The 20095-nt window shown below is 35.4% G+C and carries 17 protein-coding genes and 1 tRNA gene; 10 read left to right on the top strand and 8 right to left on the bottom strand.

Annotated elements, in window-relative coordinates:
• The first annotated feature begins 335 nt into the window (after positions 1–335).
• Both A8143_RS15835 and aroA read left to right on the top strand, forming a co-directional pair.
• Complete coding sequence (locus A8143_RS15835) at positions 336–1394, top strand: chorismate mutase (RefSeq protein ID WP_066759901.1); 1059 nt, start codon at positions 336–338, stop codon at positions 1392–1394.
• Positions 1394–2635: a 3-phosphoshikimate 1-carboxyvinyltransferase gene (gene aroA / locus A8143_RS15830; RefSeq protein WP_066759899.1), complete on the top strand. Its 1242-nt coding sequence runs from the start codon at positions 1394–1396 to the stop codon at positions 2633–2635. The genes A8143_RS15835 and aroA overlap by 1 nt, the downstream gene beginning before the upstream one ends.
• On the opposite strand, the gene A8143_RS15825 is transcribed toward aroA, so the two are convergent.
• The 7 genes from A8143_RS15825 to A8143_RS15795 all read right to left on the bottom strand — a co-directional run bounded on the left by A8143_RS15825 (position 2632) and on the right by A8143_RS15795 (position 11087).
• The gene (locus A8143_RS15825) at positions 2632–3942 is read right to left on the bottom strand and encodes a glycosyltransferase family 2 protein (protein ID WP_066759897.1); all 1311 of its coding nucleotides are present in this window, start codon (positions 3940–3942) and stop codon (positions 2632–2634) included. The genes aroA and A8143_RS15825 overlap by 4 nt on opposite strands.
• Before the next feature lie 3 nt (positions 3943–3945).
• A complete protein-coding gene (locus A8143_RS15820; protein WP_066759895.1) occupies positions 3946–5367 on the bottom strand; it encodes a TackOD1 domain-containing metal-binding protein in 1422 nt (473 codons plus the stop codon).
• Positions 5367–6410: an HlyD family secretion protein gene (locus A8143_RS15815; protein ID WP_066759893.1), complete on the bottom strand. Its 1044-nt coding sequence runs from the start codon at positions 6408–6410 to the stop codon at positions 5367–5369. Before A8143_RS15815 ends, A8143_RS15820 begins: the two co-directional genes overlap by 1 nt.
• On the bottom strand, positions 6411–8444 hold the full coding sequence (locus tag A8143_RS15810) for a TolC family protein (RefSeq protein ID WP_139134401.1): 2034 nt from the start codon (positions 8442–8444) through the stop codon (positions 6411–6413).
• Between the two features lie 200 nt (positions 8445–8644).
• The gene (locus A8143_RS15805) at positions 8645–9634 is read right to left on the bottom strand and encodes a glycosyltransferase family 9 protein (protein WP_066759889.1); all 990 of its coding nucleotides are present in this window, start codon (positions 9632–9634) and stop codon (positions 8645–8647) included.
• A 1-nt stretch (position 9635) separates the two neighbouring features.
• Positions 9636–10037 carry an acyl-CoA thioesterase gene (locus A8143_RS15800; RefSeq protein ID WP_066759888.1) on the bottom strand — a complete coding sequence of 134 codons (402 nt, stop codon included), beginning with the start codon at positions 10035–10037 and terminating at the stop codon, positions 9636–9638.
• A gap of 6 nt (positions 10038–10043) precedes the next feature.
• Positions 10044–11087 (bottom strand): glycosyltransferase family 4 protein, encoded by a 1044-nt coding sequence (locus A8143_RS15795; protein ID WP_066759886.1) that lies wholly within the window; start codon positions 11085–11087, stop codon positions 10044–10046.
• A 41-nt stretch (positions 11088–11128) separates the two neighbouring features.
• On the opposite strand from A8143_RS15795, the gene A8143_RS15790 reads away from it, so the two are divergent.
• The 4 genes from A8143_RS15790 to A8143_RS15775 are packed head-to-tail and all read left to right on the top strand — an operon-like array spanning position 11129 to position 13965.
• Positions 11129–11836 (top strand): RsmE family RNA methyltransferase, encoded by a 708-nt coding sequence (locus tag A8143_RS15790; protein ID WP_066759884.1) that lies wholly within the window; start codon positions 11129–11131, stop codon positions 11834–11836.
• On the top strand, positions 11809–12483 hold the full coding sequence (locus A8143_RS15785; RefSeq protein WP_066759882.1) for a DUF4159 domain-containing protein: 675 nt from the start codon (positions 11809–11811) through the stop codon (positions 12481–12483). Before A8143_RS15790 ends, A8143_RS15785 begins: the two co-directional genes overlap by 28 nt.
• Positions 12470–13513 (top strand): hypothetical protein, encoded by a 1044-nt coding sequence (locus A8143_RS15780; protein WP_066759881.1) that lies wholly within the window; start codon positions 12470–12472, stop codon positions 13511–13513. The genes A8143_RS15785 and A8143_RS15780 overlap by 14 nt, the downstream gene beginning before the upstream one ends.
• 5 nt (positions 13514–13518) lie before the next feature.
• Complete coding sequence (locus A8143_RS15775; protein WP_066759880.1) at positions 13519–13965, top strand: hypothetical protein; 447 nt, start codon at positions 13519–13521, stop codon at positions 13963–13965.
• Here A8143_RS15775 and hemB read toward each other — a convergent pair whose 3' ends face one another.
• Entirely contained in the window at positions 13966–14937 is a 972-nt protein-coding gene (hemB, locus tag A8143_RS15770) for a porphobilinogen synthase (protein ID WP_066759879.1), read from the bottom strand.
• 169 nt (positions 14938–15106) lie between these two features.
• On the opposite strand from hemB, the gene A8143_RS15765 reads away from it, so the two are divergent.
• The 4 genes from A8143_RS15765 (at position 15107) to A8143_RS15750 (ending at position 19867) form a co-directional block, all read left to right on the top strand.
• The gene (locus A8143_RS15765; protein ID WP_066759878.1) at positions 15107–16021 is read left to right on the top strand and encodes a hypothetical protein; all 915 of its coding nucleotides are present in this window, start codon (positions 15107–15109) and stop codon (positions 16019–16021) included.
• Positions 16022–16025: 4 nt separating this feature from the next.
• Positions 16026–16457: a hypothetical protein gene (locus A8143_RS15760; RefSeq protein ID WP_139134400.1), complete on the top strand. Its 432-nt coding sequence runs from the start codon at positions 16026–16028 to the stop codon at positions 16455–16457.
• 19 nt (positions 16458–16476) lie between these two features.
• Positions 16477–19578 carry an ATP-binding cassette domain-containing protein gene (locus tag A8143_RS15755; protein WP_066759872.1) on the top strand — a complete coding sequence of 1034 codons (3102 nt, stop codon included), beginning with the start codon at positions 16477–16479 and terminating at the stop codon, positions 19576–19578.
• 213 nt (positions 19579–19791) lie between these two features.
• Positions 19792–19867: transfer RNA gene (locus A8143_RS15750), tRNA-His, on the top strand.
• Positions 19868–20095 lie beyond the last annotated feature (228 nt).

Here is a 20095-nt window from a genome sequence, read left to right as displayed (position 1 = left end):
AGGTCTATTTTTGATTAAACCGACTTTTCAACCAAAACTACATATTTTTTTACAAACGCAGATATGCCAATACCTTTAGTCCCATAATTTTTATTCCATCGTCCAGTTCTGTTGATTATTTTTTGGGGCTTCCCTTTCTGTCGCTAACGCGATCAAGGTCGCGCTTTACACACTCGCTTTTTGTTCTAGTGCTAAATATCAGTAAATGAACAAAAGAGCTCAAACAATTGTTACAATCGCTAAGCCAAGGGGTAAAAGACCTTTTCGTGAACACACCGTTTTTCCTCATATAAACGCTAAATAGTTTGTAATTTTGTAATGCATAATTCGTAACAATGGCAGAAAATCACAATAAACAAAAACCGTTAATCATAGCTGGACCTTGTAGTGCCGAAACTGAAGAGCAGATGATGAATACAGCTTTAGCTTTAAAAAAAACGGAGAAAGTTGATTTCCTACGGGCAGGTATTTGGAAACCTCGAACCCGACCTAATTCTTTTGAAGGAGTAGGCGAAATTGGATTGCCATGGTTAATGGCTGCAAGCAAAACAACAGGCATTCCTGCCATTACTGAGGTTGCCAATAGAAAACATGTTGAGGCTGCTTTAAAAGCTGGATTAAAACATCTTTGGATTGGTGCTCGTACCTCTGTTAACCCTTTTGCCGTTCAGGAAATTGCAGATGCTCTGGAAGGAACATCGGTTGCTGTTTGGGTAAAAAATCCTATTAACCCTGATTTGAATTTATGGATTGGGGCTATTGAACGAATTAAAAATGCGGGGATACAGAAAGTTAATGCAATTCACCGTGGATTTTCAGCGGCAAAAAGTCAAACCTACAGAAATGAACCCATGTGGGAAATCCCTTTAGCATTAAAAAATGAATTTCCTCACCTAAAACTAATCTGTGATCCAAGCCATATCGGTGGTCGCCGTGATATATTATCCAGTATTGCTCAAAAAGCAATGGATTTGATTTATGATGGCCTCATGATTGAGACGCATCTTTCACCTGATGACGCTTGGAGCGACGCGCAACAACAAATAACACCGAATACACTGAACGAACTCATTGACAACCTTATCATACGATCGGAATCAATTTTAGATGCTGGTGTTAAAAAAAGTTTGAATGAGCTGCGTACAATGATTGATGAAATTGATTTTGAACTGCTGTCTTTAATTCAAAAAAGAATGAGCATAGCTGAAGAAATAGGCGCTTATAAAAAGGAACATCACATCACCATACTGCAACCAAAACGATGGGAAGAAATTCGTCAATTACAACTTAAAGCGGGACAAGACAAAGGATTAACTACGAAATTTATTGAACGGTATCTAGAGGCCATTCATCAAGAATCTATTCGACACCAAACAAGCGTAATGAATAAATAATGAATCAAATTATCCCTCATCATCAAACAATTACCAAGGTTAAAGTGCCACCTTCGAAAAGCTATGCTCAACGTGCTATTCTTGCGGCTAGTTTAGGTGAATCTCCCATGCAGATAAAAAACGTCGGTAATAGCGAAGATGTCAGGCACATTACCTCTCTTGCAAAGCAACTTGGTGCTTTGGTTGAAAAACAAGATCAATCCCTAATGATAACTGGTAGAATCAATTCGCCAGAAAGTGAATTAAACATAGGTGAATCTGGTTTAGGATGTCGCTTAATTGGACCGATTGCAGGAGTTTTATTAAAGGATTATAAAATAATTGGAGAAGGGAGTATACTCGATCGTTCAATGGCCCCCTTTCTCACAATTTTGCCTCAAATTGGCTTAAAATGTCATTTAAACAAAAATAAATTACCGGCTCGCATTTCGGGGTTTGCACAAGGAGGAGAAATCAATATTGACGGGTCAATGAGTTCTCAATATTTATCGGGATTATTGATGACCCTTCCCCTACTCAATGAAAAATCAAACGTTAAAGTTGCCAATTTAACAAGTCGTCCGTATATCGATATCACCTTAGATGTTTTACGAAAATTCAATATCCAAATTGAAGAACCTCAACCTGAAAACTTTATAATAAACGGTACACAAAATTATCAATTAAAACAAGCGTACACTGTTGAAGGAGATTACAGTGGAGCATCAATATGGATGGTACATGGTGCCCTTAAAAAAGGCATTCAAATAAACGGTTTAAACCCACTTTCGGTGCAGGGTGATAAAGCTATGCTCATCGCCCTTAAAAAAGCTGGGGTAAATTACGAATGGGTAAATGATACTTTAACCATCTATAAATCCATCATTCAACCATTTAACTTTGATGCAACAAACTGTCCTGACCTTTTTCCCTCACTTGTAGTTTTGGCTGCAGCCGCAAAGGGTACAAGCACATTTCTAGGTGTAAATAGGCTCTCAAATAAAGAGAGTGACCGAGGATTAGTTTTACAAGAAGAGTTTACAAAATTAGGTTTAAACATTCAGCTTAAAGGCAATCAAATGGTGATTAATGGTACGGGAGGTTTAAAAGGTGGTAAAATCAATGCTCATAACGATCATCGAATAGCAATGGCAGGTGCAATTGCCGCCGCCTTGACCAATGAAGGAGCGATTGAAATTATTGGTAAAGAATGTACGTCTAAAAGTTACCCCGAGTTTTGGGAAGATTTTGATTTAGATTAAATTCCAAGATAACGGGCGTGAATAGAGGTTTTTGGTGGGTTCCACGGATCTTGATACGACTTTTTAAATAATAATTCCTGTAAATAAGCAATCGTTCTAACTACCCTTAAATAAATACCGTAATAGAAAACCATACATGGTAAATACACTAAAAAATAGGACATAGAGGCATGTGCTTTAGGACGGTATAAAGAATACATGATAAATTTGACATAATTGGTGGCCGTATACAGCAAAACATTGGTAATGAAAATGTTGACAAAAAGAGGTCGATAAAAAGTGAGCATTATGGTCAAATAAACATACCATTTAAAATTCAACACAACATTATACAAAATGTTTTCAAATGCAGAAATAAAATTTAGAAAACGAAAAGAATGGTTTGGAAATAGAACATCTTTGTGTTTACGCATTCTAAACCTAACTAATGATTTATCCCATCGGAGACGTTGTTTAATTAATTTTTTAAAGGTATTAGGAACAGAGGTTAAACAGTTAGCATCCTGCGCAAATTTTATTTTATAACCTTTTTTACGAATCTTAACAGTAATATCCCCATCCAAGCCCGGACCGATATCCCATCCTTTTAATTGATGAAGAACATCGGCACGAAAAGCGCCAAAAGCACCCGAAATAATTCGATAAATTCCCAAGTAAGACGTCACTGTTCGACCGGTTGTTATGGTATTAAAATACTCAATGGCCTGCAATGTCGTTACTAAGCTTTCTTTGTGATTCCTTACACTTACATTCCCCCCAACACCTCCAACATTCTCATCCATAAAAAATGGAATTAAAATGTTTTCCATTGCGTCTAAATCGTATGAGCAATCTGCGTCGAGGTGAATAATGTATTTCCCTTTAGCAAAACGCAGTGCCATATTGGCTGCAGAGGCCTTCCCTCCTCTGACATCATTTCTTAAAAATTTAGTAATTAATCGTGCGTTTTCAAGCGAACGCCCAATAGTTGGTGTATCATCATCTGAGCCATCATCAACTACAATAATTTCAATATTCTTATAGGTTTGTTCTCGTAGTGAATTGACGAGCTTGTAGATATGTTTACCTTCGTTTTTTCCAGGAATCAGAATTGATACTAATGGATTTTCTATGAACAATCTCCTTCTGGCATCTTCACGTTTTGGCCGATCAACCCATTGTTTTACTTTGGCGAGATTAAGGACAAAAAATTCGAGTAAAAAATACCTGATGAATTCAAACACAAAATAAAACCAAAACATTTCAAAAAAATGTTTCGGTGTTAATGTATATAAAAATCGGATATAATTATCTAATAATTCTTCCACTGGTTAAAAGTATCCTTCCAATAATTCCTGTAAATGCACTTCGTCAGACTTTGTATAATCAAGCTGCACTAATCGACACTCAAAATGAACATCAAGATCGTCAAATCGTGTTTTAATTAAATCATGTAATAATTCGGGAATTGCATTTAGAATTCTTTTCCCGATTTTAGCAGGCAAATCACTCATAGAAAGCACAATAGTTGATGAACTTTGAAAAGCTATTACATCAGCCGTTCTTATATTCCCACGAATTACGGTCACCAAATCCTTTAGTAATCCTCTCTGTAATTCACTTCCTAACCTAGAGTAAACGTGAGAAGAGTTTGTGATATGGATTGCACATATATTACTACTTCCTTCGGTTTGTTTTAAACGTTCAATCTCATATTTCAACATGGTTTTAAACGTATCAAACTTAATTGTACCAATAACCTCATCGATGTCTTTAGTGGTGGTGATCAACCCTTTAACAGCTGACAACTCACCTTTTTTAGTTAAATGATATCGGCGAATATCTGTTGCTTTTAGCGTTTCAACAGAACGATCATCACCACACGATAAACATTTGGCATTGACATAAAAGTCTTGAAAGCTGTGATTACAATTATTACATTCATGGATAATGGATGGTTTATCATAATCAACCCCAATATGTCTCAATCTTTTGTTACACTTAGGACAGTCTAATTTATCATCAATTTGGTTTGAGAAGTCTTTCATTGGTCCCACGTATCCACATGGAAAATGATGGATTACATCATCTGGTGTAGTATCAGAGCTACTACATTTTGGACAAACTTCTCGGTAACTTAAGTGGCCGCTTGAACAGGTTGAACAGAGGTAAACTCGATCTACAAATTCCGACCTGAAAATTCCATCTTCTTCACCAATATTTAAAATTTCAAGCGCCATATATTCGTCCACATGATCGAAATTAACGGACAATAATGGATAGTAATAACAAATATTAGAATAAGTGTATGGAACAGGCTCTATGACCTTTAATTCTCGAACATAAAGAAGGGAGATTATTTTTGTAATCAACTGTGCTTCAAACGAAATGGAATTAATAAATGTTAATTCTTGAGAACGCGACGCGATTCTGCCCACCAAAGGCAGTAAACTTTCTAATTCTGACAAATTTTTAACCGAATCATCTGCTAAGACATCAATAAGTGGCGTTTCTGAGGCGTCTTTTTTTAATAGAAATATTGGCTTTAAATAAATATCTGGACTGGGGTTTGCTCGAATACTGGTTGCCACCATGCGCACATAATCTTGGTTCACCGCCTCAATAACAACAGCGGCGTGATGTTGTAGCTCTTCGACAGCCGTTGCGCTCATGTTTCTTATGAACAAAAAGTTATAGTCACCGACTTCAATAGTTGTTCCAATTTCTCCAATATTTGTTGTGCTCCGCTTCATTAAAATGTCCTTTTCTCTAATTTAACACTTAATTTATAGTATCGTTTCCACAAATCCAAATTTGCTCCTTTGGCTGGCACAACATCAACGGCAATGGTTCTTTTTGCTGGCTCGTATTTTTTCTGAAATTCTTCAGGAATTAATACGGTAGAAGAATAAAATCGGTTAATTATTCCTTCACTTTCTGATCCATCAGGAAATAAAACATCCACTTTGTCCCCAACATTTACATATTTTAAATCTTCTTGCTCAAAATACCCTTTTACAAACACAGAATCAGACTGATATATTTTAAGAACAATTTGACTTTTGAAGGCCACTTCGTGAGGTTCCATATATAGATTTGCAATGTATCCATCAATCGGGGAAACAAAAGCTCTAAACGGACTAAAATCAGCAAATTCTCCTGTCTCTGAATCGGCAATTTCTGACATTTTAGATTGCATTGTTTTAAGTTGTTTTCTTAAAACATCCGTTTCTGATTTAGTTAATTGTATCGAAGTTTCCACTCGGCTTATTTGATACTTCATATTATTGATATCGCGATCAGATGCTGCTCCAAGTATCGCATCATTTTCCAATTGTCTCAACTGTCCTTTATAAGATTTCAGTAAAGCACGATCACCCGCTATTTTTGAATTATTCAAATCAATACTTTTCTGCAGTGAATATAATTCTTTGTCTGTCCAAGAAACGCCATTGCTAGAACTATTTCCTAATTCTGCTAAATCAGAATCTTGGATGGAGTAAATAAATAACGTGTCCCCTTTTTTAATCGTCTCTCCTTCTTTGTGATAATAGCGTTCAATCCGCATATCTTCAGTGCTAGAAACATTCACATTATCAAAAATAACTTGACCATTTGCGGTAATATAAAAGCTATTGAGATAAAAATAACGCAAAACAAAAAACACCACTAGTGCCAAAATGGTAAGGTATACAATTCTATCCCAGTTCACCCTTTTTGAGCGTTTACCAGTCATTTGCTCCTCAATATATCTCAACTGAGCGTTTTCTTTACGTTTAAAATTTAAGCTTTTCATCTATTCATTTCCTTGTTTATCAAAACGAATTAAGCGCTGTAAATCGTGATAGGCAAATTCGCCTAATCCTAATTCTCTTTGTAAATCTTCAACTTTATTCTCCATGCTTAAACGGTCTTCAAAATCTTCTGTTCGGAGAGCAATTACTGTTTTATTAGGGTATTGATCTGCGTATGGTCTTAATTTACGAACTAAAAAATCCGTATCGACATTCTCATAACACATAAAATAAACTTTATCGACAATTTCATACAGTTGTTGCATAATATTAAGGTCGTAATGCTTTGGTACGGAAATTTCAAGTTTCAGGTTATTAGTATCACAAAATGATTTCACCTCCTTGACCAAATTCAAATAGCTTTTTAGTAATTCATCTCTATTTTCTGGCCAATCTTCAAAGGTGTGCGGTTCGATGTCTAAATGAATACCATTTGGAGCGATTGTTTTGTGATTATCCAATACTTTACTCAAATAACTTTTGATGTCTTTATTGTAAAAAAGCTTATTATTTCCCAACATAAAATAAACAGCACTATTTTGTAGGGCATATTGAAAAAAGGCGTCTTTTTGGCGCGAATTAGAGACATCACTTGCAGCAACAATAACTTTTTCAAACTCATTATACACCGCATACTCCGCTAAAAAATCACTCGGATAATCTTCAAAAGTCTTCGACCAGATATAAACGGATCTTTTAGGTGTGGTGGTGTAAGAGTAATTCTCGTTAAGTGTTTTTCGCTTAATGATTTGATCAATTGAAGTACCAGGAATTTTGGACTGAATTTTTAAGGCTTTCAAGTATAAACTTTGTAATGACTCAAACAAATCGATATCCGCCTCATACAATTCGTCATTTAAAGCTAAACCATTAATTGGATCTAAAGATGATTGACTTAACCTTAATTTTGTTCGTTCAACTCTCAAACGTTCATTTGTTAATTTTCTGCGTTGATAGCGGTCCATAAATTGTTTCATCTGGTGTCTAAAATCATAAGCGGAGTTCATTATATCCTCGGTTACCTTATTTTGTTGATAAACCAATCGATCATTTTCATATTCCCAACGCTCTTGCTCAACTTGATTGTTGAGTTCAGTATCAAAGTTTAAAGGCACTGTAAAATTTAATCCAGCGGAAAAATATGACCGATCAAAACTTGCAGCCATATCATAATAATTATAGCGTACAAATGGTCTTAGACCAATTTGGTGATACCATTTTAAATACGCTACATAGTCAGATTGTGTTTGCAAGGAGTCTGGTTGAATGCCAATTCTATGAAAAACAGCTTCATAATTTAAGTCAATTAAGGGGAATGAATTTAACGTGTATTGGCTCAGATTAATATCATAACCGAGGTATTGATTATAACTTTCATAGATACTCATCAAATTTTGAACTTCTGACAACTTGATATCAATTTTTAGGAGTTCCTCCTTCGGAATCCTTTTTAAATAAACCAATTCTCTTAAAATACGCTGTTCCTTTCGCAAGACATTCGCTCGTTTTTCAAGCAATTTAATTTTAAAATGGTTGAAGACAAAAATTGTGAGGTCAAACCGCTCCAAATAATCATGATTTTCACGATCAAATGTATTTAAAAGCTCTACCCTATGAGCTTGGTCTCTCATCATTTGTGCCCTCACCTTATTCTCCAATAATCCACCGTCGAGAACATCCCATTGCATACCCACTTGAACACGTCGGCGATAGGAAATGTTTTCTTCGATATCTTGAACAGGATCTAAATTGAAATTTTCGATAAAGCTCCCTGCAAAATCAAGTCCTATATCTTTGTTCAATTGTTCTGCCCTCGAATTAAGATAATTAGATCTGCTGGGGTATTGATTCCCTTTCTTTTCTTTTGATATTTTTCGCAGGAGCGCTAGACTCGTGTCTTTAAATTCAAGCTGTTCATATTTTGTATTCTCGAACAGTTCACGCAGTACATTAATTCTATTCACCAAAGCGGAATCTACCTGACCAAAAGAATCAGTATTCAATGATAAAAGGATGACAAGAATAGTTAACCTCATACGTTTCATTTCTATGTAAATATACACTTTGTTTTTGAGCAGTAGCACTCATTTGTTGCGTATAATCTCCATTAAATAAATGCCACATTTTATTTATCAACCCTTTAAATTGATTTTCAGTGACATCTCATACATTATAAAAAATGACCTTAATTAGTAATGTTAAGGTTACGTTGAGTAGGGTAATATGTTTCAATAACTCAGTATTTAGAATCAATCAAAAGACTCGTTCCACATTTAAAATGAGTTTCGGGGCAAGTTTTAAATCCATGTAAACCGCAGGGTCTACATTTTAAATTTAGTTCCGTTTCAATAATACGTTGATCATCTGATAAAGGACCAAAACCAAAGGAAGGAATTGTTGAACAAAAGAAGGCTGTTACCGGTGCATTCATAGCTGAAGCAAGATGTAATGGAGCTGAATCATTGACAAAAGAGCGTTTTGCACCTTTTATAAGTGCTGCAGATTGCAATAAAGAAATAGCTCCTGCTGCGTTCAAGCAATTTGCTTCATTAGCCTCATAAATGATTTCATTAATAAAAGCTTTATCACTAGGTGCTCCAATAAAAACAATATGTTGATTTTGAGCATACAGCTTCGTTAATTCTATCCACTTCTCTTTTGGTGCTTGTTTTGTAAACCATACAGAAGCAGGAGCGAAAACCACATATGATTTAATGCTACCCAACATTTCCTCAATCTTCTGAAAATCCGATTCCGATGGATAAAGTCTTGGCTTTAAAGCAGCCTTTTGCTGTGGAAAATCGGCAGATATCAATTTAAAATTTCGCTGAATCTCATGCTCCCCATTCCCTATTTCATGCTCAATTTTTCGATCAAAAAACAAAGACAACGGATTCTTATTATACCCTACTTTTACCTCAGCATTTAACTGCCAAGTGACATATCCAGTAGATGCGAAGCGCTGCAAATTGTATACCCTTTTATACTTCGTTGGTTTAAGTTTTTTTACCAGGTGGAATAAATTTTTATATTTCTTATTTTTTTTATTCCAAATATGAACCTTGCTAATTAGTGGATGATTCTGAAGTAATTGCTCATTTCCTTTGCGAACGAGTATTTCAATCGAAGCCTTATTATTTGTTGCTTCAGCCAATGTTTCAATCAATGAGGTAGCAAGAATTACATCACCGATGAATGAGGTTTGTATGATTAAATATTTATCCAACTTACGAATTCAAATAAGCATATTTTTCCCTTACCGTATCGTCAATGGCAATAGAACGACCGTTATTGTCGATACGAACAAAAATAAATATCGTAGAACATACCGTTTGCTCTTCCCCAGAATAAAAATCTTTCTTTCGCGCCTCAACATAAACGGTGAGTGAAGATTTACCCACCTTTTTTACTTTACCGTAAATAATAACCTGCTCTCCATTTTTTACAGGACGTTCAAAAACCATTTCATCGATTTTTGCGGTAACCATATTTGGATTTTTACAAACACTACAAGCCCAAGTAGCCGCGGCTTCATCCAACCATGCCAACATATGTCCTCCAAATAAGTTACCGTGTACACCAATATCCTTGGTCATACATAACTTTATCATTAATTTTTCCATTTCCATTTCTTACTATTTTTTTAACGACATTAAGCGCTCTACCCACATTTCTGTAGTGTATTCCATCCCTATTTGATGACTTTTAAAGGCCATCGCTTTTAAATCTATATCCGCAGCTAAAATCATTTTCTTCATCGCCGATTTCAGCTCCTCTTTCTTTCCTGCTTCGAATGAGTAGCCATTGTCTTTTAAGAATGCCTCTTTCGACCCAATAGCATCACTTAAAATCATCGGAAACCCAGCAATTGCAAACTCCTGTACACTTACTCCCCATGGTTCAAATACACTCGGTAAAATATAAACACCCGTATTCTCTACAAATTCATCCATATCCTTAGGCTGAACAAATCCAAAATGTTTTATTTTATCCCCTTCTACTCTATTGTCCCATTCATCACCTGTTCCTAAACACCACAATTCCCATTCATTCGGCATTTCTTTTTGCAGCTCATTGAAGGCTTCCCACATCTCAAATATGCCTTTATGCTTCACATATCTCGCTACATATAAAAATCGCTTAGGAAATAGCTCGGATTTTTTTTCGATACTTTGATTGTATTTTTCTTTAAACAAGCGTGTATCTGCACAATAGAAACCTTTGACAATATTATTTCCAAACCCGAGTTTTTTAGCAAATATTTCTTGTTTCAAACCAGGCACCCATGCATGAGAAAAAATTCGTTTTAAATAAACTGGTGAAATTAGACGAGCAACTTGTTGTTTGACATTTCCCACCCAATGATTATCCAATGACAACACCTTTATAATAGAGTTATCTAATTTCTTTGTGATTTCTAAATATTGTTTATCCATCCAACCACTACAAACAACAATCTCAGGATTAAAATCCTTTACCAATTCAAAAAGTTCCTTTTCAGAATAATTTGATTTATCAACAATTCTTACTCTTTCATCAACCTCTAATTGAAATGGAGCCTCTTTATTGACCGGCCATCTTACGACTAACACATCTGCTACACGTGATAACTCATTCGCACAGGCTAAAAAATATCCTGCTACTTCACTGTATAAAAATGTTATTTTTGTTCTAACCATTTTGAAAAGGTTTTAGCACTGCAAAAGTACATTTTTGATTTATGTCTACAGCGAAACATACATTTTTTTGTGAGCAAATTGAATCAGGTTTTTTATCTGAAGAAGAGTCTAACCATGCCATAAGGGTGTTACGACTTAAAGAGCAAGAGCAGATTAAGCTTATTGACGGCAAAGGACAGTCGGCTCTAGGGCGGATTATTGACCCCAACAAAAAAAGAGTCCAATTTCAAGTCGACGCTACAAAAACTCATCAAAAACCGAAGCAAGAACTGCGAATTGTGATTGCTCCTACTAAAAACATGGATCGTTTTAGTTTTTTTGTGGAAAAAGTAATTGAAATTGGTATTGAGCGAATCAGTCCAGTAATTACCTCTAACTCCGAACGAAAAAACCTCAATATTGAGAAAGTTAGAAAAGGGGCTATAGCGGCGTTAAAACAATCAGGTAATTATTTTTTACCGCAGATAGATGATCTCGTACCAATTCAACATGTATTTAACGATTCTTCAGGCAATCATCATCGATATATAGCGCATTGCGAAGATGACGAAAATAAAACTGCCTTGAAAACTGTGCTACCAACAGATAAAAAAGTCGAAATTTTAATTGGGCCTGAGGGTGATTTTACCAAAGAAGAGATTATTTTAGCAAAAGAAAACGGCTATTTACCCGTTAGCTTAGGGGAAAGTAGATTAAGAACAGAAACAGCAGGAATTGTAGCATGTCATACGGTAAACATTATATCCTAACACTAGTCACACTTATAATCACCAGTTGTTTAGGGCTCTCGCAAAATGGCAACTACCAAATTGCAGTGCTCAAATACAAAGGTGGTGGAGATTGGTATGCCAATCCAACCGCATTGCCAAATTTGGTTGAATTCTGTAATGAAAATTTAGGAACAACAATATCAACCGAGATCGCAACGGTTTCGATTGAAGACCCTGATATCTTCAACTATCCTTTCGTGCATATGACAGGCCATGGAAATGTTGTATTTACAAATGACGATATTGAAAATCTTAGAAGCTATCTTTTAGGTGGTGGATTTTTACATATTGATGATAATTATGGTATGGATCAATTCATTCGTATTGAATTAAAAAAAGTATTTCCCGCCTTAGAATTAGTCGAACTCCCATATAATCATCCAATTTTTAATCAAACGTATAAGTTCCCAAAAGGATTACCTAAAATTCACGAACACGACGACAATAATAGTCAGGCATTTGGAATAATTCACGAAGGGCGTTTGCTTTGTCTTTACACTTATGAAACGGATTTAGGGGATGGTTGGGAAGATGAAGAAGTTCACGGCGACAGTCCGGAAAAAAGAAGTGAAGCCTTAAAAATGGGCGCAAATATTATAGAATTTGTTTTCAATGAGGCACATTAACATTATCCTTCTCTTTTTATTCTTGTTTCAGGCAAATTCTTTTGCACAAACCGATTCGGTTGAACAAACTGTCCGTGTGGTTTCTCCGTTCAGAACGGAATACAATCAATGGTTCAAATTCACCAAATTTCAACGCGGATTCGATAGTGATTCCTTAAAAATGATACTGGACCAACTTGAAGGAAAACCACGTAAACAATGGTCAAGAGAAGATAGTCTCAATTTTGCTCAAACTTCGTTACAAACAGGAAACACAAAATTATCAGCTTATTACTTCGAGAATCTAAATGTTGATTTTAACGCTGAAAATGATTTTTGGTGGTCAGAAATTGTACTTTATATCATTCAAAAAGATTATGAGCGAGGCATAGAAAAAATTCACAGGTCAAATCCTGGTATTTTTGAGTTATCTAAGATATACTTCATTGATAAAATTTTACAAGCGTACATAGCAGAGCAACAAAACAACAAATGGCACAAAGAAAATTCAATTTTAGACTGGCCTGTTGATACACTAAAAATTTATCGAAATAAAAACAGTGATACATTTAAGCGAGAAATTATCACACCATTAAACAATTTAGATTTCGTACTAAAATTACTAATACATCATATTCACGATGATGATCCGATAATTGCCGGTGCAGCAAAAGAAATGGGGCAAATATTGGAGCATCATATTTCACTCGCCGAAGCCTATAATGCATATAGTTTAGGAAGACATTATAACATTTGGGATAAAGACATCCTCAACCACTTAAAAGAAGTAAAAGTAAAACTCAGTAATAAAAACTATAAAATTCCAATTTTCAGACGCTTATTTCCACGCACTAAACACTGGCGCTTTGAATATGAAGTCCTTAAGGAAAAAACGTTGCAAGAACGAAATGATACCATTCCCAAAACAAATCCAAGTTTAATGTTACCGCCTGAAAAACCGAAAATTTCCTTTCCAATTGAATATATTTTAATTGGCGGTATTTTTTTCATTTTTATCTTAAGCCTACTACTTATTCGAACAAAAAAATAAATAATATGAAAATAGTTGCATCAATAATCGTTACAAGTTTAATATTTATTGGGTGTGTAGCCAAAAAACAAACTTTACAGGAAATTCAAGAACCTGAAATCACCGCACCTAAAGCAGTAATAGTCGAAGACTTCCGTGCTTTTGGTAGTTCTGCACCGTTAGCAATTGAACAGGTCACCTTATCCAAAAACCTTCTGAGTCTTCATGTTAAATACAGTGGTGGATGTACTACCCACAAATTTAACTTAATTGGTCACCGAATGGTCACTAAATCATTGCCCCCAAAAAGAAGTGTCCGTTTGCACCATGATAATAATGGGGATGATTGTCGAGAAATAGTACAAGAAGTATTAATTTTTGATATTACCGACTTGGCTTACCAAAAACAAGAAACAATGATTCATATAGATGGCTATGAGCAAGGCATTCGTTACATGCCCGTGGGCAATTAATTACAACTGTTTCAGTCGTGCATAATCTTTGGCAAAATAAGAAAGAATTACATCAGCTCCAGCGCGTCGTATACTCAACAACATTTCTTCCATAGCCAATTCATAATTTAACCATCCCTTTTCACAGGCAGCCATTAGCATTGCGTACTCTCCGCTCACATTATAAGCCGCAATGGGTAAATTACTGTTTTCTTTCAATAAATGAATGACATCCAGGTAGCACAAGGCAGGTTTTACCATTAAAAAGTCTGCTCCCTCCACTTCATCCAAATCGGCCTCAATCAATGCTTCTCTTTTGTTTGCCGGATTCATTTGATACGTTTTTTTATCACCCGCTTTAGGTGCAGACTCTAATGCATCTCGAAACGGACCGTAATATGCACTCGCATATTTAGCCGTGTAAGACATAATAGATGTATTGGTATACCCCGCACTATCTAGTTTATCACGAATGATACCAACACGACCATCCATCATGTCCGAAGGACCAATAATATCAACACCTGCTTGAGCTTGCACCAAAGCCATTTCTGCTAAAATTTCAAGTGTTTTATCATTCAAAATTTCTCCGTTCTCCACCAAACCGTCATGACCGTCTGAACTATACGGATCCATTGCAACGTCACTCATAATTGTCACTGAAGGGAACTTCTCTTTTATTTTTCGGATTGCATTTAAGTAAAAGTTTTCTGCATCTAAACCGTAGGTCGCTGTTGTATCCTTGAGTTGATCAGGTACTGCTGGAAAAATATCAAAACTTGTCAAACCTAAACTCAAACACTCTTCGATTTCTTTCAACATATCGTTAATATTTAATCGATATTGTCCAGGCAACGACTGAATGGGATGTTTAGGCAAACCCTCAGCTTGTAAAAAAATGGGATAAATCAAATTCGCAACATTAAGCTGCGTCTCTTCTACCATTTTTCTTATGGTATCTGACTTTCTATTTCTTCTTGGTCTTACACGCATTATAGTTCTTTTTTACAAAATTAAAATTTAATTTAATTCTATATCTCTGAGCGATTACTGAAGCCAATAAATTCGCTCAATTTATTTATTTTCATTTTTCTTTGCTTAGTTCCTGATATTATTTCAGATAATCGAATTATTTTTTTAGTTTTGAATTTAAAATTGTGCTATGAAAATTGTTAAGAAACTGTTTTTGCCTACAATATCGCTTTTTGCACTGATTTCGTGCAGCGGTGAAGGTACCAATGGTGAATCTGATGGAACCGACACCAATGAGCTCGTGGTTGTAGACGAAAAGTTTTTAGAAGAGGATCAGTCGTTGACTTCAAATATCAATGGGAAAATATTCAGTATTCCCTCTCCTATTCAAATGGTTTCTTTGTTAAAAAATCAAGATGACGTCTTCAATGAGCTCTTATTGACAGACCCGAAAAATGTGGAGAATTTCACAACAACATACAAGCGCGCGGTTAACATGGGTGTCTACGGGGCAGACTTAGGATATGCGACCGTATATGAGAAAAATATGCAGGCCGTTTCCTACCTTAACTCTGTTGACAAACTATCGGCAGAATTAGGAATTGCAGGAGCATTTGATGGTGAATTAGTTCAACGATTTATTGATAATGGTAATAACCAAGACTCAATGTTAGTGATAATGTCAGAGGGCTATCGCAAAGGTGACCAATTTCTAAAAGACAACGAACAACATGATGTTGCTTCACTAATTTTAACAGGCGGCTGGATTGAATCACTATATTTTGCGACTTCAATTTTTGATAAAACAAAAGACCAAGAGGTTGCCAATCGAATTGGAGAACAAAAAACAGCACTAAAAACAATCGTTGATTTATTGAATGATTTTAACGCGGAAGGTGAATATACAGAGTTAATTGAAGACCTTACCGACTTAAAAACAGACTTTGATGAAATTCAATTCAATTACGAATATGTAGAACCGGTGATTGATGAAAAAAACTGCGAGACACATATTAGAAGTAAATCATCAGTGCAGATTGAAGGGAAAGTTTTAGACAATATTGTTAAAAAAGTCAAAGCTATCAGAACAGCGTTAATTGGATAAAAAAATGAAAAAAGGTTTAATAATTCTTACAACACTATTTATTTCTTGCTTTGGATTTGCGCAAGAATGTGATTCTTTGGCTAATGTTTGTTATAAACACTTAATGGCCGACGCTAAAGATGGAGAAATTTATATTTCAGATGGACAGGTTTACAAGGCATTTTTAGATGCAGAACAAGCGGCTGAATTTAAAGTAACCCTTTATGGAGGATCTAATTATCGCATAGCTACTACAGCAGGAATAAAGGATGATTACGTTATTTTTAATGTATATGATAAAGACAGAACTTTGTTATTTTCTAACGAAGGTTATGCCAACAAACCATACTGGGATTTCAAAGTCGATCATACATTAGATTGTTACATCGAGGCTCAACTAGATATAGACAAAAAAGTATCAGGCTGTATTGTCGTATTATTGGGGTTCCAAAAATAAATTTTAACCGCCCCACTGAATGAGTCAAAGGATACTAAAAGCTCTGATGCAACTCTTTGCAATTATTGCGAGAGTTGATGAAGAAATTGACGAAAAAAACCCAGTCACGAAAGGCAATGGGCGGAAAATCGTTCAGGCCTTCTTAAGTCAAGAGCTTGGTTCGGCAACCGTTGAAGAGTATCTACGCGTTTTTGACGAATTCCTCATTGCCTATCAGGGTACCTCTAAGAAAAAAGACGGGAAAAGAAAAAAAACATCCGTTCATTCTGTTAAAGTTCTTCGAATTTGTACGCAAATCAATGAAGAATTGACGCAAAGCCAAAAAATGATTGTGCTTGTGCGTATTTTGGAATTTATTAATGCCAATGAAGTTGTTGCTGAACAGGAACGTGAATTTGCCGTAACTGTTGCTGATACCTTTAATGTTACAATGGAGGAATATGACGAAATTAAAGATTTTGTCGAGGCTCCAATTGAACGTGTTATTGACGCGAGTCAGATGTTGTACATTACAGCAAATCCAAGTGAAAAATTCTCAGAAGCGAAACACATCTATTCTGAAAACATCGAAGGAGAAATACGAGTTTTAAAAATAGAAAGTGTCAATTTCCACTTTTTTAAATACTTGGGCAACGGTGCCTTAAACCTTAATGGTCAACCCATCCGTCCAAACCGTCACATGATTTTAAACCAAGGAAGTTCTATTCGTTCTTCCAAGGTATCGCCAATCTACTATAGTGATATAATTGGACAATTTTTATCCGATGAAACACAACAAAAAATTGTCTTTAAAGCCGAAGATGTTGTTTACCGTTTTAAAGGAGGAAAAATAGGTCTTCACAATTTTAATTTTGCTGAAGAAGCCGGTTCTCTACTTGGAATTATGGGAGGCTCCGGTGCAGGAAAATCAACCTTATTAAATGTTCTTAACGGAAATTATACGCCGGCAGAAGGGCAAGTGACAATTAACGGAATTGATATTCATAGCGAAAAACACGAAATTGAAGGTGTTATTGGTTATGTTTCTCAAGATGATTTACTAATTGAGGAATTAACGGTCTATCAAAACCTTTTTTACAACGCTAAGTTATGCTTCGGCAAATTACCCGATCGTGTAATAGCAAAAAAAGTATTATCCCTTCTTAAATCATTAGGACTTTATGAATCGCGTGAATTAAAAGTTGGTAGCCCACTTGAAAAAACCATTTCTGGTGGTCAAAGGAAGCGATTGAACATTGCATTAGAGCTTATCAGAGAACCATCAGTTTTGTTTGTGGATGAACCAACATCAGGCCTTTCATCTCGGGATTCTGAAAACATCATGGACTTACTCAAAGAATTAGCTCTAAAAGGTAAGCTGATTTTTGTGGTGATTCATCAACCAAGTTCCGATATTTTTAAGATGTTTGATAAGTTACTGATTCTGGACGTGGGCGGATATCCGATTTACAATGGAAATCCTGTGGATGCAGTAATGTACTTTAAGGATTTAATTAATCATGCCAAAAGTAACGAATCTGAATGCCCGGTTTGTGGTAATGTAAACCCCGAGCAGATTTTTAATATCATTGAATCAAAAGTTGTAGACGAATACGGAACATTAACACAGCACCGTAAGGTATCGCCAAAAGAATGGAACAAACATTATTTGGAACTCTTGGAGAAGGATCCAAATCGAATTCAATTAGAGAAAGATGAAGAACATGTGCCCGAGAGCACATTTAAAAAGCCAAATATATTTGTTCAGCTTTATGTTTTTTTCAAACGTGATGTATTATCAAAACTGACCAACAAACAGTACATGATAATCAACCTCCTTGAAGCGCCTGTACTGGCTTTTGTTTTGTCTTTCTTTGTTAAGTTTTATAATTCTTCGGGAGATGGTGTTTATACCTTCAATGAGAATCAAAATATTCCTCCTTTTCTTTTTATAGCTGTAATTGTTGCACTATTTATTGGATTAACTGTAGCTGCAGAGGAAATAATAAAAGACCAAAAAATCTTAAAACGAGAGTCCTTTCTGAATTTAAGCCGAGGTTCTTATCTTATATCTAAGATTTCTATTATGTTCATAATTTCGGCTGTGCAAATGCTACTTTTTGTAATAGTTGGAAATTACATTCTAGAAATCAAAGGCATGTGGCTCTCTTATTGGTTGATTTTATTTAGCTTGTCGTGTTTCGCTAACTTGCTAGGTCTTAACGTTTCGGCCTCTTTCAATTCAGTTAAGGTAATTTATATTTTAATTCCGATATTGATTATACCTCAACTTTTGTTTAGCGGTGTGATTGTTAAGTTTGATAAGCTACACCCTTTGTTTGGAAATCAAAGTTCTGTTCCACTAATTGGAAATGTAATGGCTTCCAGATGGGCATATGAAGCGCTTGCTGTTACCCAATACAAGGATAATGAGCACAGCAAAATCTTTTATCAATTGGAAAAAAATAAAAGTTTTGCCACGTGGAAAAAAGACTATTGGCTCCAAGAAATGGCGGCACAATTAGATTTTATTAAAACCAATATTAACGAGGTTGAAAGAAAAGATGATGTACAACATTCATTCGCTGTTTTAAAACACGAAATAGAACGAGAACAAAACTTTATTCAAAACCTTAAATGTAATGATTGCGTTGATCAACTGAATTTCACATCGTATAGTGACGGTACTTATGATCAACTAAAATCTTTTTTTGCAACGTTAAAATCACATTACCGTTCGATTGTTGATCGTAACAGAGAACGCATTGATGACCTTACAAAGAATTATATTGACGAGCATGGTAAAGATGCGTATTTATTATTGGTAGATACCTACACGAACGATGCCTTAACTCGATTTGTAACCAATAAGACAGATTTAAATAAACTCGTTGTTGCTGGAAACCAGCTCGTACAAAAGTCAGACCCTATATATTTAGACCCCTATGATGTGAGTTTCTTCAATGCTCACTTTTATGCTCCGAGAAAACGAATGATGGGTACTTATGTAAGCACATTTTCTGGAAACCTTATGGTGATATGGTCAATGACTCTATTTTTCATCATTACGCTCTATTTTGACCTCTTTAAAAAGCTGTTGGATGGACTTGAAAAGCTCTTTGCTCGATTGAGTTTCAAGTGATAAGATTTTTTTCTGATTTTTTTTTAATCTGAATGGAATTTATTTCTAAAAAATGATTTATATTTGCCAACCCAAATGAAAAAGGGAGACCTTTTAAGAGAAGCAAAAAAAGATTTGCTTTAGTAAAAATTGAAAATGTTGTTTACTGAATATGTCTGATTTCGTGCTTAACGTAATTCGACTTAAAGGGCAAACAAAATAAAAGACACAAATGGTGGTTGTAGCTCAGTTGGTTAGAGCGCCTGGTTGTGGTTCAGGAGGTCGTGGGTTCGAGACCCATCTTCCACCCAAAGTAAAACCTCTCAGATTTTCTGGGAGGTTTTTTTGTTTTACGGAAGCGTTGAAAACCCTTTTCAAAAGCGATGCGGAAATCAAAAAAACAGTACTTTACGAGGAACGAGTAAAGGTTTTACTTTGATGGTCAAACAGAAGATAATGGGTCCTGCATTGCTAGACCCATCTTCCACCCAAAGTAAAACCTCTCAGATTTTCTGGGAGTTTTTTTTGTTTTACGAAA

Origin of the sequence: Crocinitomix algicola, assembly GCF_001661595.2 — a bacterium.
Lineage (GTDB): Bacteria > Bacteroidota > Bacteroidia > Flavobacteriales_D > Crocinitomicaceae > Crocinitomix > Crocinitomix algicola.
This window is presented reverse-complemented; position numbering and strand designations above follow the sequence as displayed.

Excerpts from the sequence above, each read along its gene's own strand:
- A8143_RS15835 (WP_066759901.1), top strand. The coding sequence starts at position 336 with ATGGCAGAAAATCACAATAAACAAAAACCGTTAATCATAGCTGGACCT.
- aroA (WP_066759899.1), top strand. The coding sequence starts at position 1,394 with ATGAATCAAATTATCCCTCATCATCAAACAATTACCAAGGTTAAAGTG.
- A8143_RS15820 (WP_066759895.1), bottom strand. The coding sequence starts at position 5,367 with ATGAAGCGGAGCACAACAAATATTGGAGAAATTGGAACAACTATTGAA.
- A8143_RS15815 (WP_066759893.1), bottom strand. The coding sequence starts at position 6,410 with ATGAAAAGCTTAAATTTTAAACGTAAAGAAAACGCTCAGTTGAGATAT.
- A8143_RS15810 (WP_139134401.1), bottom strand. The coding sequence starts at position 8,444 with ATGAGGTTAACTATTCTTGTCATCCTTTTATCATTGAATACTGATTCT.
- A8143_RS15800 (WP_066759888.1), bottom strand. The coding sequence starts at position 10,037 with ATGGAAATGGAAAAATTAATGATAAAGTTATGTATGACCAAGGATATT.
- A8143_RS15795 (WP_066759886.1), bottom strand. The coding sequence starts at position 11,087 with ATGGTTAGAACAAAAATAACATTTTTATACAGTGAAGTAGCAGGATAT.
- A8143_RS15790 (WP_066759884.1), top strand. The coding sequence starts at position 11,129 with ATGTCTACAGCGAAACATACATTTTTTTGTGAGCAAATTGAATCAGGT.
- A8143_RS15785 (WP_066759882.1), top strand. The coding sequence starts at position 11,809 with ATGTCATACGGTAAACATTATATCCTAACACTAGTCACACTTATAATC.
- A8143_RS15780 (WP_066759881.1), top strand. The coding sequence starts at position 12,470 with ATGAGGCACATTAACATTATCCTTCTCTTTTTATTCTTGTTTCAGGCA.
- A8143_RS15775 (WP_066759880.1), top strand. The coding sequence starts at position 13,519 with ATGAAAATAGTTGCATCAATAATCGTTACAAGTTTAATATTTATTGGG.
- hemB (WP_066759879.1), bottom strand. The coding sequence starts at position 14,937 with ATGCGTGTAAGACCAAGAAGAAATAGAAAGTCAGATACCATAAGAAAA.
- A8143_RS15765 (WP_066759878.1), top strand. The coding sequence starts at position 15,107 with ATGAAAATTGTTAAGAAACTGTTTTTGCCTACAATATCGCTTTTTGCA.
- A8143_RS15760 (WP_139134400.1), top strand. The coding sequence starts at position 16,026 with ATGAAAAAAGGTTTAATAATTCTTACAACACTATTTATTTCTTGCTTT.
- A8143_RS15755 (WP_066759872.1), top strand. The coding sequence starts at position 16,477 with ATGAGTCAAAGGATACTAAAAGCTCTGATGCAACTCTTTGCAATTATT.